The sequence below is a fragment of the Flavobacterium undicola genome, from assembly GCF_009909155.2.
In the GTDB taxonomy this organism is placed as follows: domain Bacteria; phylum Bacteroidota; class Bacteroidia; order Flavobacteriales; family Flavobacteriaceae; genus Flavobacterium; species Flavobacterium undicola.
In genome coordinates this window covers 99253-115192 of record NZ_JAAAPM020000012.1, presented here as the reverse complement: position 1 = coordinate 115192, position 15940 = coordinate 99253, and the positions used below count along the sequence as shown (strand labels likewise).

Annotated in this window: 16 protein-coding genes; 15 read left to right on the top strand and 1 reads right to left on the bottom strand. The window is 32.0% G+C overall.

The window, feature by feature from the left end; genetic code table 11:
- Positions 1 to 74 precede the first annotated feature (74 nt).
- From lpxA to GTZ96_RS09065, 12 genes are all read left to right on the top strand, one after another.
- The gene (gene lpxA, locus GTZ96_RS09120) at positions 75 to 860 is read left to right on the top strand and encodes an acyl-ACP--UDP-N-acetylglucosamine O-acyltransferase (RefSeq protein ID WP_161643322.1); all 786 of its coding nucleotides are present in this window, start codon (positions 75 to 77) and stop codon (positions 858 to 860) included.
- Positions 861 to 998: 138 nt separating this feature from the next.
- Complete coding sequence (gene efp / locus GTZ96_RS09115) at positions 999 to 1565, top strand: elongation factor P (RefSeq protein ID WP_161643320.1); 567 nt, start codon at positions 999 to 1001, stop codon at positions 1563 to 1565.
- 119 nt (positions 1566 to 1684) lie between these two features.
- A complete protein-coding gene (locus tag GTZ96_RS09110; protein ID WP_161643318.1) occupies positions 1685 to 2617 on the top strand; it encodes a UDP-3-O-(3-hydroxymyristoyl)glucosamine N-acyltransferase in 933 nt (310 codons plus the stop codon).
- A gap of 167 nt (positions 2618 to 2784) precedes the next feature.
- Positions 2785 to 3657, top strand: coding sequence for a succinate--CoA ligase subunit alpha (sucD, locus tag GTZ96_RS09105; RefSeq protein ID WP_161643316.1), 873 nt, complete (start codon positions 2785 to 2787; stop codon positions 3655 to 3657).
- Positions 3658 to 3861: 204 nt separating this feature from the next.
- Positions 3862 to 4284, top strand: a complete 423-nt coding sequence (locus GTZ96_RS09100; RefSeq protein ID WP_161643314.1) for a hypothetical protein — start codon at positions 3862 to 3864, stop codon at positions 4282 to 4284.
- A 254-nt stretch (positions 4285 to 4538) separates the two neighbouring features.
- Positions 4539 to 4838, top strand: a complete 300-nt coding sequence (locus GTZ96_RS09095; protein WP_161643312.1) for a hypothetical protein — start codon at positions 4539 to 4541, stop codon at positions 4836 to 4838.
- Between the two features lie 66 nt (positions 4839 to 4904).
- Positions 4905 to 5744 (top strand): hypothetical protein, encoded by an 840-nt coding sequence (locus tag GTZ96_RS09090; protein ID WP_161643310.1) that lies wholly within the window; start codon positions 4905 to 4907, stop codon positions 5742 to 5744.
- A 129-nt stretch (positions 5745 to 5873) separates the two neighbouring features.
- Positions 5874 to 6041 carry a hypothetical protein gene (locus GTZ96_RS09085; protein WP_181033166.1) on the top strand — a complete coding sequence of 56 codons (168 nt, stop codon included), beginning with the start codon at positions 5874 to 5876 and terminating at the stop codon, positions 6039 to 6041.
- Positions 6042 to 6071: 30 nt separating this feature from the next.
- Complete coding sequence (locus GTZ96_RS09080) at positions 6072 to 6464, top strand: DUF5053 domain-containing protein (protein WP_161643308.1); 393 nt, start codon at positions 6072 to 6074, stop codon at positions 6462 to 6464.
- A gap of 132 nt (positions 6465 to 6596) precedes the next feature.
- Positions 6597 to 7343, top strand: coding sequence for a 3-oxoacyl-[acyl-carrier-protein] reductase (gene fabG / locus GTZ96_RS09075; RefSeq protein WP_161643306.1), 747 nt, complete (start codon positions 6597 to 6599; stop codon positions 7341 to 7343).
- 123 nt (positions 7344 to 7466) lie between these two features.
- Positions 7467 to 9494: a hypothetical protein gene (locus GTZ96_RS09070; RefSeq protein ID WP_161643304.1), complete on the top strand. Its 2028-nt coding sequence runs from the start codon at positions 7467 to 7469 to the stop codon at positions 9492 to 9494.
- 67 nt (positions 9495 to 9561) lie between these two features.
- Positions 9562 to 10503 (top strand): YeiH family protein, encoded by a 942-nt coding sequence (locus GTZ96_RS09065; protein ID WP_317168892.1) that lies wholly within the window; start codon positions 9562 to 9564, stop codon positions 10501 to 10503.
- 1 nt (position 10504) lies between these two features.
- Here the strand turns inward: GTZ96_RS09065 and GTZ96_RS09060 are convergent, their stop codons facing one another.
- A complete protein-coding gene (locus tag GTZ96_RS09060) occupies positions 10505 to 12601 on the bottom strand; it encodes an LTA synthase family protein (RefSeq protein ID WP_161643302.1) in 2097 nt (698 codons plus the stop codon).
- Positions 12602 to 12817: 216 nt separating this feature from the next.
- Between GTZ96_RS09060 and GTZ96_RS09055 the strand changes: the two genes are divergently transcribed.
- From GTZ96_RS09055 to hisD, 3 genes are all read left to right on the top strand, one after another.
- On the top strand, positions 12818 to 13315 hold the full coding sequence (locus GTZ96_RS09055; RefSeq protein WP_161643300.1) for a hypothetical protein: 498 nt from the start codon (positions 12818 to 12820) through the stop codon (positions 13313 to 13315).
- 282 nt (positions 13316 to 13597) lie between these two features.
- On the top strand, positions 13598 to 14455 hold the full coding sequence (hisG, locus tag GTZ96_RS09050) for an ATP phosphoribosyltransferase (protein WP_161643298.1): 858 nt from the start codon (positions 13598 to 13600) through the stop codon (positions 14453 to 14455).
- A 99-nt stretch (positions 14456 to 14554) separates the two neighbouring features.
- Positions 14555 to 15838: a histidinol dehydrogenase gene (gene hisD, locus GTZ96_RS09045; protein ID WP_161643296.1), complete on the top strand. Its 1284-nt coding sequence runs from the start codon at positions 14555 to 14557 to the stop codon at positions 15836 to 15838.
- Positions 15839 to 15940: the final 102 nt, after the last annotated feature.

The window sequence follows — 15940 nt, the reverse complement described above, 5'->3', positions numbered from 1 at the left end:
GAAACAGTTCCCTCCCTGTTACTATAAAGATTTTTTAATAGTAATTAAGGTAATTAATTATAAAAACAAAATAGATGAATCAACCGTTAGCATATGTTCATCCTGGCGCTAAAATTGCCAAAAATGTGGTTATTGAACCTTTTACTACTATTCACAATAATGTGATTATTGGTGATGGTACTTGGATAGGTTCTAATGTAACCATCATGGAAGGTGCAAGAATTGGAAAAAATTGCAATATTTTTCCCGGAGCAGTTATCTCAGCAGTTCCTCAAGATTTAAAATTTGGTGGCGAAGATTCATTGGCTATAATTGGTGATAATTGTACCATTAGAGAATGTGTAACAATCAATAGAGGTACAAGTGCTTCAGGGCAAACCGTTATTGGAAATAATTGTTTAATAATGGCGGCAGCACACATTGCACATGATTGTGTTGTAGGTGATAATGCTATTATTGTAAATGGTGTGCTTTTAGGTGGCCATGTAATTGTGGGTAAACACGCCGTATTAGGTGGTTTAGCAGCAGTGCATCAGTTTATCAATATTGGAGATCACGCTATGGTTTCAGGTGGTTCATTAATTCGTAAAGATGTTCCTCCTTATACTAAAGCGGCTAAAGAACCTTTGTCTTATGTAGGTATAAATTCTGTTGGATTAAGAAGAAGAGGTTTCGCAACCGAAAAAATCAGAGAGATTCAAGATATTTACAGAATTTTATATCAAAAGAATTACAATACTACTCAGGCTTTAGGAATCATTGAAGCTGAAATGGAAGCAACTCCAGAAAGAGATGAAATCATCGATTTTATTAGAAATTCTTCTCGCGGTATTATGAAAGGATATTCAGGAAATTATTAATCCTCACCCCAGCCCTCTCCAAAGGAGAGGGAGTTAATTCAGATTGCAAAAAAACATATATAAATTAATTAAGTAACATAATTCCATCTAGTCACCTTCCCCTTCGGGGAGGGTTGGGGTGGGGAAAAAATTAAAACAATGGCATCTACATCAGATATTAGAAACGGACTTTGTATTAAATACAATCACGATATTTATAAAATTATCGAATTTTTACATGTTAAACCAGGAAAAGGACCTGCTTTTGTAAGAACAAAATTGAAAAGTTTAACAACTGGAAAAGTATTGGATAATACATTCTCAGCAGGACATAAAATTGAAGATGTACGTGTAGAAACACATACTTACCAGTATTTATATGCTGAAGGAGATCAATTTCATTTCATGAATAACGAATCTTTTGAGCAAATTACTTTGAACAAAAGCATTCTTGATAATCCGGATTTATTGAAAGAAGGTACTAATGTAATGGTTCAGGTTAATACTGAAACTGATTTGCCTTTATCAGTAGATATGCCAGCTTCAATTATTCTTGAAGTAACTTATGCTGAGCCAGGAGTAAAAGGAAATACAGCAACAAATGCAACTAAATCAGCAACTGTTGAAACAGGAGCTACAGTTAACGTACCTTTGTTTATTAATGAAGGGGATAAAATTAAAATCGATACCGCTTCAGGTTCTTACATGGAGCGTGTTAAAGAGTAATGAATCAATTTGATAATTTGTCAATGAGTCAATTAGAAAATTGCTGATGCAATATCAGTTTCGTAATTTATTTTCTAATTGACACATTTTCAAATTGACACATTTTCAAATTAAAATATATGAAATTTACAACAGCATATTCTTTAAAAGAAATCGCAAATTTACTTAATTGTGAATTTGTAGGGAATGAGAATTTTGAGGTTTTGGGCATGAACGAAATTCATGTGGTAGAAAAAGGAGATATTGTTTTTGTAGATCATCCTAAATATTACGACAAAGCATTAAACTCAGCAGCTACTATTGTGTTGATTAATAAAAAAGTGGACTGTCCTGAAGGAAAAGCACTTCTTATTTCGGATGATCCATTTCGAGATTTTAATAAACTAACTAATTATTTCAAACCTTTTCAGTTTTCAGGAGTTGCTATTTCTCCAACTGCTATTATTGGCGAAGGAACTATAATTCAGCCTAATTCTTTTATTGGAAACGGTGTAGTTATTGGAAAAAACTGTGTGATACATTCTAATGTTTCTATCTATGACCATACTGTTTTAGGTGATAATGTTATTATCCATGCTGGAACCATTTTGGGTGCAGATGCTTTTTATTATAAAAAACGTCCTGATGGTTTTGACCAATTGCTTTCTGGTGGGCGAGTAGTTATTAAAGACAATGTTGGAATTGGTGCGTTATGTACCATTGATAAAGGAGTTACTGGTGATACTACTATTGGAGAAGGAACAAAAATTGACAATCAGGTTCATGTAGGTCATGATACTGTTATTGGAAAAAAATGTTTGATTGCTTCTCAAACAGGAATTGCCGGTTGTGTTATTATCGAAGACGAAGTAACCATTTGGGGACAAGTAGGAACAACAAGCGGAATCACCATTGGAGAGAAAGCAGTTTTATTAGGTCAAACAGGAGTAACCAAATCGGTTGCTGGTGGGAAAACTTATTTTGGAACACCAATTCAAGAATCCAGAGAAAAATTAAAACAATTAGCCAATATCAAAAAAATTCCGGAAATTCTTGATAAGCTGAAACAATAGAAAACTTACCATAATTATTGTGTTTTGTTTAAAAACCCAATAGTTTGTGAGTAAGCTAACAAAATGAGTCAAATATCAATCTTTTTTTTGATAAGAAAACCGCTCAAAATAATTTCGAAAACCTTATTTTTGCATCACAAATTTAAAAATCATATAAAATATATATCATGAGTGTTTTAGTTAACAAAGATTCCAAAATAATTGTACAAGGATTTACAGGAAGCGAAGGTACTTTCCATGCTTCTCAAATGATTGAATACGGTACTAACGTTGTAGGTGGTGTAACTCCAGGAAAAGGAGGATCAACTCACTTAGATCTTCCTGTTTTTAACACTGTTAAAGATGCAGTGGATCAAGCTGGAGCTGATACTACTATTATTTTTGTACCACCAGCTTTTGCTGCTGATGCTATTATGGAAGCTGCTGATGCTGGAATTAAAGTAATTATTGCAATTACTGAAGGTATTCCAGTTGCGGATATGATCTATGCTAACAACTACGTTAAAGAGAGAAACGCTAGATTAATTGGACCTAACTGTCCTGGTATCATTACTCCAGGTGAAGCTAAAGTAGGTATCATGCCAGGTTTCGTTTTCAAAAAAGGAACTGTAGGGATTGTTTCTAAATCAGGAACTTTAACTTACGAAGCTGCTGACCAAGTTGTAAAACAAGGTTTAGGAATCACTACAGCTATCGGTATTGGTGGAGATCCAATCATTGGAACAACTACTAAAGAAGCAGTTGAATTATTGATGAACGATCCTGAAACTGAAATTATCATCATGATTGGTGAAATTGGAGGTCAATTAGAAGCTGATGCTGCTAAATGGATTAGAGCTGATGGTAACCGTAAACCAGTTGTTGGTTTTATCGCTGGAGAAACTGCTCCTGCTGGTAGAACTATGGGGCATGCTGGTGCTATTGTTGGAGGTTCTGACGATACTGCTGCTGCTAAAAAACAAATCATGAGAGACAACGGAATTCACGTTGTTGATTCACCAGCTGAAATTGGTAAAAAAGTAAAAGAAGTTTTAGGATAATCTCTAAAACCAAATTTAAATAAATTAAGCCTCACATTTGTGGGGCTTTTTTAGTATAAAACAGAATTAAAGAAATACATTTGCACTCGATTAAAATTAGGAATACTAATTTTGCTTGAAATAAATAAAAAATTAATAATTGGTTTCTAAAAAGCGTGCTTTTGTTTGGGCTTTTTTTGAAAAATCAATTCAAAAGAGAATATTATGTATAAGGAATTAGAAGGATTCAAAGTTAAAAATCAATTTTCATTAACAATCGAAGATAGCTTAGAAGAAGTTTGTAATGCTACTGAGGGTTCAGGTGTGTTTTTAGTTTTTGATGTTGCTGAAGCAAAAGAATTAATCATGGTAGGTTCTACTGGAACAGTACAAAATGATGGTACTTTGAAGACTAAAAATGGTGGATTGTATGACAAAATTGTAAACGGTCACCAATTTGCAAAAACAGGAAGGAAATATTCTTGGCCTGCACAAATGAAAAAAGAAGAAATTAGCCGTTTAGAAGTGGTTTGGTATGAAACATTTAACGATGATACAAAAGTGATTCCTACTTTTGTTGAAGGACAAGTTTTGCAAAACTTTTTGAGTGAAAATGCAAAATTACCAAGATGGAATGTGGCTTTCTAAACCATAATTCATAAAATAATTGAAATGCCCACGTAATTCGTTGGGCATTTTTTTTGTTTAAATATCTAGTAAAATATTTTTATTTGTAAGGATTACTTTTCTTTGTGTTTTGTTAAACTTTGAATTTTAATTTTTTATATTAGTATATTGATAATAGAATTGACACTCAAAGCTATTCATGCAATGGTTTATGAGTTGTGCAGGTTGAGAGAGGAGGAGATTGGAATTGTTGAAATAAGTTAAAATAAAAAAATATGGAATTAAACGAATTTATAAAACAAACTATTATACAAATAACTGATGGAGTCAGAGGTGGTCACGAATATGTAGTTTCAAATAGTTTGGGCAGTGGTATTAACGATGTAACATATAAAGAAGTGAGTTTCGATATTGCAGTTACAACTAATGAAGAGGAAAAAACAGGAATTGGTGGAAAATTGAATGTAGTAATTTTTTTTAACGCTGGTATAGACAAAGAAGACATTTCAAAATCAACTAACTATAATCGAATACAATTTAAATTGAGTTTAGATATTACAACACAAGGAAATTGACAAATTCGTTTGTGAATTGATAGATTGGGTGAGAAGAAAATATTATAGTAGAAAATAAGTAAAGGTATGACAGCTATTGATTTTGCTAATATACAAGAAGATTTGATTAAAATCAGAAATAAAATTTTTGAAACTCATAAAGTATTCAAACAACTTAAAGATATTTCAGAGTTTTATGATGGATTATCATTTGCTACTATAGGTGCTATTACTTTAGGGGTAAAGAATCATATTAATTTAGACAAACAAACTTTCACTTCTATTAAGGGAACTCTAGAGTCAATACAACACGTATTGCACAAAGGGAGAGTAAATGATGCTTATTCTTTATTGAGAAAATATTATGATGTAACTATTATTAATATTTATATAATCTTGTTTATTGAAGATAGTTTTAAATCTGGAAAGATAGATGGACTTATAGTTAAAGATATTGAAAATTGGAGAAATGGAACAAAAAAGCTTCCAAGAAGTGGAACTATTTTTAAATATGTACAAGAATCTGAAATATTAAAAGAAATAACGAGTGTTTTGAAAAAGGACGAACGTTATGATAATATTAGAGATAGATGTAATGATAATACCCATTACAACTATTATCTTAATATGTGCCTAAATAATGAAGAGGATATTGAACACGATTATAGAATAAAGTTATTAGATGCTTTTTCTGAAGATTTAGTCACAATATTTATTCAGCATTTTTCATACTTATTTTCGTTAAAACAAGAATATATGGCAGCAAGTAATTATATAGATTGTCTTGAATTAGGCTTAACTCCAGAGGAGGATTCACAATATTGGGTAGCTCCATTTGTTCAAGAAATATTTGATAAATATATAAAAACGAATAGATTAGATCTGTCTGAGGAAATAATACTTAGAACATCTATGAAACTTGAATAATTGTAAAGAATTTCTATTTATGATTTATTTGCCGTGGTTGGAATAGTATTTTTATTTTAGTAGATTTTGAAGTAAAAGTTAAATTCATTGCGTAATAACAAAAATGTTATTAAATTTGAAAATCAAGTTATGAATGATAAAGAACAATTTAAAAGCGAGAAGAATAAACTTCAAAAAGATTTATTGTTTTATCTTGAGTTTTACAAAGAATTGTCTGGTAGAAGTCCGCAAATGAAAAAGGTTGTGGATTTAGAAATCAAAAAGTTAGTTCAAAAATTAAAAGAACTCGGGAAATAACATTGCATTACTAATTTAATACAGAAAGTTATGTTAGATGAAATTAAAAAACTAAAAGAAAAATATCAAAATACAGAAAATGAAAACGAAATCGCTTCTATTCATAGCGAAATGAATTTGTTGTTTACTGAAAATCCCAATGCATTTGCAGATTCTTTATTGGAATGTATAAAAGAAAGTAATAAAAAAGCCGATGAATTGTTGTTAAAGCAAAAGCTTGAGGATATTTTACCTGTAATTTCGGTTTCTTATTTAGCTAAAAATTATTTCAAAAAAACACCGCAATGGTTTTATCAAAGGTTAAATGGAAATAATGTAAATGGTAAAGAAGCGCATTTTACTCACAAAGAATTAGAAACACTAGCACTTGCTTTAAAAGAAATAGGACAAAAATTAAGTGCATCAGCCTCACTCATATTATAGTAATCCCAATATTTAATTCAAAACTTTAAAAGCTTTACTTCGGTAAGGCTTTTTTTATAGCATAAATTTTATAAAACAGCTAAATCGTTTATATTTGTACCTCGATTTAGAAAACAAACTTATTATCATAATATGAAATTACTCGAAGGAAAAGTAGCTATTATAACAGGAGCAAGTCGCGGAATTGGAAGAGGAATTGCTGAAGTTTTTGCAAAAAGCGGGGCTAATGTAGCTTTTACTTACAGCTCATCAGCTGAATCAGCTTTGGCTTTAGAAAATGAATTGAACGCTTTAGGTGTTAAAGCAAAAGGGTATAAATCCAATGCAGCCGATTTTAACGAAGCACAAACTTTAGTAGATACTGTTTTAGCTGATTTTGGCACAGTTGATATTTTGATCAATAATGCCGGAATTACTAAAGATAATTTGTTAATGCGTATGTCAGAGGCTGATTTTGACCAAGTAATCGATGTGAATTTGAAATCGGTATTTAATATGACTAAAGCCATTCAAAAAACATTTTTGAAAAAACGTGCGGGTTCAATCATCAATATTAGTTCAGTTGTAGGGGTTTCTGGAAATGCAGGACAAACTAATTATGCTGCCTCTAAGGCTGGTGCTATTGGATTTACAAAATCAGTAGCTTTAGAATTAGGTTCTCGTAACATCCGTTGTAATGCTATTGCGCCAGGATTCATTGAAACTGAAATGACTGCTAAATTAAGTGAAGATGTTGTAAAAGGATGGACAGAAGGAATTCCTTTGAAACGCGGTGGAACTACAGAAGATGTTGCGAATGCTTGTTTATTCTTAGCTTCAGATATGAGTGCTTATGTTACAGGACAAGTATTGAATGTTTGCGGAGGAATGCTTACGTAAAAAGTGTTCAGCCTGCCTGTCGGCAGACAGGTGTTTAGATTTTTAGTGTTCAGTGAATACTAAAAATTGACCGCTATAACTTGTCTGATTACTAAAAAACTGACCACTGATTACTAAATAAATATGACAACAAACACCATTCTATTAGTATTACTTTCATTATTAATAGCAGCTGGGTTGTCTTATTTTCAATATTATTACAAAGCCAAAAGTAAATTAAAGATCAATTTACTTTTGGCTTTTTTACGTTTTTTAAGCATTTTCGGAATATTATTGTTGTTAGTCAATCCAATAATAACAACCAATAATATAGAAATGTTAAAGCCACCGCTTGCTGTAGTGGTTGATAATTCCAGTTCCATATCTTATTTAAAAGCTGAAAAAATAGCTTCTGAATTGTATTTGAAACTAAAGGATAATAAAGCATTGAATGAAAAATTCAACATTCAATCCTATCAATTTGATTCGGAGTTTTCTCTTTTAGAAAAATTAAATTTTAAAGGAACTCAAACCAATTTGAATGTAGCTGCTAAAGATTTAAAAGCAATCAACAAAAACAGCCAGTTTCCTACGGTACTAATTAGTGATGGAAATCAAACTTCAGGCAATGATTATGTATATAGTTTTGATGCTTCTAATAAATTTTTTCCCATAGTTTTAGGAGATACAACCAGGGTTTTAGATTTAAAAATCAACCAACTGAATGTTAATAAATATGCTTTTCTCAAGAATAAATTTCCTGTAGAAGTATTTTTACAATATTCAGGTACAAAAAATACAACAGCCGATTTTCAGATTTCTCAAGGAAATTCAGTTTTGAGTAAACAGAAAGTTTTTTTTTCAGCGGCTAAAAATACAGCTGTTATTAGTCTTTTGTTGTCAGCAAATAAAATAGGAACGCAGTTGTATAAAGCGAGTTTGGTTTCGAATGAAAAAGAAAAAAACAGCTATAATAATAATAAAAATTTTGCTGTAGAAGTTATAGATCAAAAGACCAATGTTGCCATAGTTTCGTCAATTAACCATCCTGATATAGCGGCTTTGAAACGTGCCATTGAATCTAATGCACAACGTAAAGCAACTATAGTTAATCCAAAACAAATCAACGGATTAAATGATTATAATGTTTTGGTTTTTTACCAACCTACAACCGAATTCAAATCTGTTTTTGATGCGAATAAATTAGCTCGAATTAATACATTTTTTATTACCGGAACACATACTGATTTTGGATTTTTAAACCAACAACAAAGCAATTTAGATTTTAAAATGACTTCTCAAAAAGAAGATTATTTGGCTGAATATAATTCGCAATTTAATTTGTTTGCTATTGATAATATTGGTTTCGAAAATTTTCCTCCTTTACAAAATCCTTATGGAAAAATTAAAGTAAATGGAAACACTACTGTTTTACTTTCTTCAAAAATTAGAAATATCGACACTCAAGCACCATTGCTTGCTTTTAGTGAAAATCAAGGAAGCCGTTCTGCATTTTTGTTAGGAGAAAACAGTTGGAAATGGCGTTTAGAAAGTCATATTACAAATGAGTCTTTTGAAAAATATGATATTTTTATTGATAAAATCATTCAGTTTTTAGCAACAAATAATGCTAAAAAATCCTTGGTTGTCAATCATGAAAGCTTTTACAACTCAGGAGATGCTATCGAAATCACGGCTCAATATTTTAATAAGAATTATGAATTTGACGAAAAAGCACATTTGACAATTGCATTAGTTAATTCTAAAACAAAGCAAACTAAAAATTACGATTTACTAAAAGGAAACAATGCCTACAAGGTAAATCTGGACGGATTAACCGCAGGAAATTATCAGTTTACAGTGAAAAAATTGAATTCAAATGCTGCGTATTCGAGTCATTTTGAAATTTTAGATTTTGATATCGAAAAGCAATTTGTAAATCCTGATTTGGATCGATTGAAACAATTAGCCTCATTGACACAAGGAAAAGTCTATTATCCGAATCAAATAGATGCTTTGATCCAATCGCTTTTAGCCGATGAGAATTATAAAACTATTGAAAAAAACAATATAAAACGCTCTCCTTTGATTGATTGGAAATGGTTGTTGGTTTTCATTTGTAGTTTTTTTACCATCGAATGGTTTGTTCGAAAATACAACGGTTTGTTGTAAGTGATTTTAAATTTTAATAAAAAGATTTCTCTTGAAAAAAAAATCCAAAATTTTCCCTGAAAACGGAATCTTTAATTTAGAAAAACACACTAGAACACAACAAGTAATTTTTGTTTGTTTGCTATTGATTTGTTTAACAGGGATTATCACTCCGCCTATTGCATTATTATTGGGTTTGCTTGTTGCTAATATTTCGGGACATCCCTGGTTGCATTTAAATCATAAAATCATTCGTTTTTTACTTCAGGTTTCGGTAGTGGGTTTGGGTTTTGGTATGAATGTTACTAATGCTTTATTGTCGAGTAAAGAAAGTTTCATACTCACAGTTGCTACAATATTTAGTACTGTTTTCTTAGGAAGTGTTTTAGGGAAATGGCTCAATACCGATAGAAAAACATCCCATTTAATTTCGTGCGGAACTGCAATTTGTGGTGGAAGTGCCATTGCAGCAATTACTCCGGTTATCCAATCAGATGAAAAACAGACTTCAGTAGCTTTAGGAGTGATTTTTATCTTAAACTCTATTGCCTTGTTTTTGTTTCCAACCATTGGACATTGGCTAAACTTATCTCAGCAAGATTTCGGATTGTGGTGCGCCTTAGCCATTCATGATACCAGTTCGGTTGTGGGAGCGGCTAACAAGTATGGTCCAGAAGCCTTAGCCATTGCAACTACAGTAAAATTAGCGCGTGCCTTATGGATAATTCCAATTGTACTAATGACAAGTTTCTTGTTTAAAAACAAAACAAGCAGAATAAAAATCCCTTATTTTATTGGTTTTTTTATTCTGGCTATGATTGTGAATACTTATGTTCCTCAAGTAGCAATTGCTACTCCTTATATTGTTGCTGCTGCCAAAATTGGATTAACTGTTACCTTGTTTTTTATTGGTTCAGGACTCAGTAGTTCGGTTTTACTAGCCGTTGGAATAAAACCATTGATACAAGGAATTTTACTATGGGGATTCATTGCTTCAATGGCTTTAATGGCAATTTTGTATCTGAACTAAATTATTGTTTTTGATATTTCTTTTTCTTCAAAATATCAGAAGCGGTTTGGTAAAAAGAAATGGTTTCGTTTACTAAATCGGTTCTTTCATTTTTCAAAGGTTTTTGATTGTAATACAACTGAAAATCAGCTTCAATTCCTTCCTTTGGTTCTAATGTAAGTGCGTATTGTTTTACTTGTTGCTTAGGCGAAAGAATAGTCAAAACATTGTCCTTAATCAATCCTAAGTCTTGGTAAGTAGCAATCAAAGCTCTTGGTTTATAATCTGCTTTTAATACATCTTGTCCAAAAAATTTCGATTGATAATTAAAGTTCAGCAATCCTAAAGCAGTAGGCATTATATCAATTTGAGACATTAATTGGGTATAATGTTGTGGTTTGACAAATCCAGGTGCATAAATCATAGCTGGAATTCTGTATTTGTCTAAAGGAAGTTCAGTTTTTCCTGCGCTAGAAGCACAGTGATCAGCAATAATTACAAAAACTGTATTCTTGAACCACGGCTGTTTTTCGGCCATTTCAAAGAATTTTTTCATTGCATAATCGGTATATTTCACACCGCCGCTACGTGATTTAGCATCTCCGGGGATGTCTATTTTTCCATTAGGATAAGTAAAAGGTCTGTGGTTACTTACCGTCATCCAATGATTAAAAAATGGTTTCCCTGATTGCGCTTCGGCATTCATGGTTTTAATGGCTTTATTCACCATGTCCTCATCACAAACTCCCCAAATGTTAGAGAAAGTAATTTCTTCCGGTTTGAATGTTTTTTTATCTACAATATCATAGCCGTTTCCAGTAAAGAAATCTTGCATATTGTCAAAAAATGCATCTCCTCCATAAAGGTATTTTACATTGTATCCTTTGGATTTAAAAATGCTTCCTGTAGAGAATTTGTTTTTGTTGTCTTTTCGTTTTACTACGCTTTCTCCGGCAGTAGGAGGAAGACATAAAGTTACGGCTTCTAACCCACGAACAGTTCTGTTTCCTGAAGCATATAAATTGGTAAACACTAAACTTTTAGTAGCTAAATCGTCTAAAAATGGTGTGATATTATCCTTGTTTCCATACATTTTCATAAAATCGGCGCTATAACTTTCAATTGTTATCAGCACAACATTCTTATGTATTTCGGCACTATCTGACTGAATCATTCTGGTAGAAGATAAGTTTTGGATAGTAGGTAATTGTTTTTCTAATAAAGCATAAGCTTCGTTCTCTGGTAAGGTTTTGTAGAATTTGAAATAATCCAATTCGCTATTCATAAAAGCCAAATAAAAACGATAAATACCATTAGCTTGTAATTCATTGGTAAATACATTAGAGGCATTTTCGGTTTTTGCTAATTTAGGAATGCTCCAAAGTGCAAGTCCAAACAAAAGAAAATAGATAAATGAGATTTGGATTTTTTCAAAAACAGTAGGGATTTTTTCAATGTAAATCTTTGATCTTTTGATGATAAAATAAGTTATAATTCCAGCGATGATAAATAAGCAAGAAAAAATAGGAATTACAGGATAAGATTCCATGATATTCCCAATAACTTCATTGGTATAAACCAAATAATTCACAGCAATAAAATTGTATTTCACTCCAAATTCGTTCCAAAAAAAGTACTCACTAATCGCATTTTGCAATATCAAAACAACATATAGAAACATTACAAAAGCAAAAAGCCAATACCTTATTTTATCTCTTTTTTCAGGTAAAAACAATAGTAAACTAAAAAGCAATGTTTTAATCCCGACAAAAGCAAGTCCTATTGTTGGTAAAGCACCTCCATATTCAGAAAGAATTGATTTTCCTGAAAGAATGTAGATAAATAATGCTAATAATAATCCCAAATGAATGTATCCATAAGGTTTTTGATATTTAGCATTAGAAATAAAAATAAGATACAACCACAAAAATCCACTGGCTACAATAAATACGAGCATATCAGAAATTAAACCCAATGAAAAAATCTTTGCAATTTCTAATCCTGAAAAAGAAGACTGTGTAATAGGATGAAAAACGAGTACAATTCTAAGAATGATACTGATAGTGATATAAAATAAAGTAAGGTTGTAAAACGGAGCTAATTTTTTTGAAAGGAACATGTTTTGAATTTATTTTTTGGTAAAATTAGTTATTTTAACACAATAATTAAGACTCGTTAACATGCTTTTCTAAAATGTGAATTCATTTTTGTTTTAATATATAATGAAATCCAGGTAGCTATTTAAAATTAGTTCGATAATAAGAAGTTTTGCTTGCTGGATAATATTAAATAATTTATTTTAGTAGGTGAAATACACTAATTAAAAATAAATATTATGAATGAAGCACATTTACATATGTTGGTTAATCATTTTCCAATTGTAGGCACTATTTTAGGATTAGTAATTTTGATAGGAGGTATCTATTTTAGAAGTGTTTCGATTAAAAATACCGCTTATTTTTTATTTGTGATAGCCACTGTTTTTACAGTGTTTTCTATGGCAACAGGTGAAGGAGCTGAAGAGTTAGTGGAAGATATGCCAACAATAGGGCGTGAAATCATTCATAATCATGAGGAATTAGCTGAGAAATTTGCTATTGTGATGTATTTATTAGGAGTGGTTTCAGTGATAGGTTTGATTACTAATATTAGACATCATGCTAAAGCCACATTCTTTTCTTATGCAATAACTGTTATCGCTATTGTAGCTGTGTTTTTATCGACAAAAGTGGGGACTTCCGGAGGAGAAATACGTCATACCGAAATTCGTTCAGAAGCAGCGGTTCAGAATACTAATGTTGCAAGTCCAAAATCAGAAACGAATGAGTATTAATATTTTTAATATTTTCGAAACATTTAGTTAAATTAAAAATTTGGTTGTAACTATTTTATCACTTATATTTGCAGCACAATTTTAAGATTAATACAAAATCATAATGTTATCAAATCAATTGCATCATCATCATTCACATTATTGCTCTCAAGCGATGTGTTAATGGTATGCGTGTAAGTCATCATATTAATAAACCCGTTTGAGTACATCAAACGGGTTTTTCATTGTGTGTTAAGTCCTTTGTACTCAAACACATTCAATAAAACATAAAAAAACAAAACAATGAGTACTTTAAAAATTGCAATTCAAAAATCAGGTAGATTAAACGAAGAAAGTATCCAAATCTTAAAAGATGCGGGGATTTCTATCAACAATGGTATTGATCAGTTAAAGGCTGAAGCATCTAATTTTCCATTGGAAGTTTTGTATTTAAGAAACTCCGATATTCCTCAATATTTGATTGATGGAGTAGTGGACATTGCTATTGTAGGAGACAATTTATTGGTTGAAAAAGGAAAAAACATTGAAGTAATCCAAAAATTAGGTTTTTCTAAATGTAAAGTTTCTATTGCCGTACCTAAGGCGTTTGAATACAACTCTATTCAGGATTTGAATGGTTTACGTGTTGCGACTTCTTATCCAAATACAGTGATTGATTATTGTAATTCAAAAGGAGTAACCGTTGATATTCACCAAATTTCTGGTTCAGTAGAAATTGCACCAAACATTGGATTGGCTGATGCAATTGTGGATATTGTTTCCAGCGGAAGTACCTTGTTTAAAAATAACTTGAAAGAGGTAGAAGTTATTTTTAAAAGTGAAGCTGTTTTAGCTGTTTCGCCAAAAGTTTCTGCTGAATCTCAAAAAATCATCGATACTTTAAAATTCAGAATCGAATCGGTTTTAAGAGCCCGTAAATCAAAATACATTTTGATGAATGTACCTAACGATAAAATCGAAGCGGTAAGCAGTATTCTTCCAGTATTGAAAAGTGCTACGGTAATGCCATTAGCTCAAGAAGGTTGGAGTAGTGTGCACACCGTGATTGACAAAGATACTTTTTGGGAAGTTATTGACCAATTGAAAGCAGCGGGAGCTGAAGGAATTTTGGTTTGCCCAATCGAGAAAATGGTACTTTAAAATCCCACCCAACCTTCCCAAAGGGAGGGCTTTTGAATAAATAATTTTAACGACTCGGCTCCCCTCTCTTTTGGAGAGGGGCTGGGGGAGAGGAAAAAAATGAACAAAATATATAATCCAACACCCGATACCTGGACTTCTATTTTAGAAAGACCAACTAAAACGGTAAAAGATATTGAACAAACGGTAAAAGAAATTTTTGCGGCTGTTCAAAAAGACGGAGATGTGGCTGTTGCCAAATATACTACGCAATTTGATGGTGTAAGTTTTGAAAACATCGAAGTTACTGCTACGGAAATCGATGCTGCTGTTGCGACTTTGCCAAATGACTTGAAAGAAGCAATTGCTTTGGCGAAAGCCAATGTAGAAAAGTTTCACCAGGCACAAAAAACGTCACGTGTTTCAGTTGAAACGGCTCCTGGTGTGCAATGCTGGCAGGAAAAAAGACCAATTCAAAAAGTGGGTTTGTACATTCCTGGCGGAACAGCGCCTTTATTTTCAACAGTATTAATGCTGGCTGTCCCTGCTAAGATTGCGGGTTGTAACGAAATTGTTTTGTGTTCGCCTCCCGATAAAAACGGAAATATTAATCCTGCGATTTTATATGCTGCTAACTTATGTGGTGTGACCAAAATAATCAAAGTAGGAGGAATTCAGGCGATTGCGGGAATGACTTTCGGAACCCAAGCAATCCCAAAAGTGTATAAAATTTTCGGACCTGGAAATCAATATGTAACCGTGGCGAAACAGTTGGCAACACAATTTGGCGTGGCGATTGATATGCCTGCCGGACCATCTGAATTGTTGGTTGTAGCTGATGATACTGCTGTTCCTGCCTTTGTAGCTTCTGATTTATTGTCGCAAGCAGAACACGGAACGGATAGTCAGGTAATTTTAGTTTCGACTTCTAAAGAAATGATAGATGCAGTTGAAAACGAAATTCAATCTCAATTGGAAGTGTTACCTCGTAAAGCCATTGCCGAAAAAGCGATTGCTAATTCGAAATTGATTTTTGTTGAAAATGATACTATTGCTTTAGATTTAATCAACAAATACGGCCCGGAACACTTTATTGTTTGTACTGCCAATAATGATTTTTATGTAGATGGAATCCAAAATGCAGGTTCAGTTTTCATTGGTAATTATACGCCGGAAAGTGCCGGAGATTATGCTTCAGGAACCAATCATACTTTACCAACAAATGGTTATGCTAAGAATTACAGTGGTGTGAATTTGGATAGTTTTATGAAATCGATGACTTTTCAAAAAATATCTTCCGCAGGAATTCAAAACATAGGGAAAGCGATTGAAATAATGGCAGAAGCCGAAGGATTGCAAGCGCACAAAAATGCGATTACTTTGAGATTGAAGAGTTTAGAATAAAAAAGATAATAGAATATAGATAAAAGAGAATAGATAGAAATTTAGAATCATAGTAAAGTCTATATTCTATGCTCTATTTTCTTTACTCTTTTTAAAATAAGA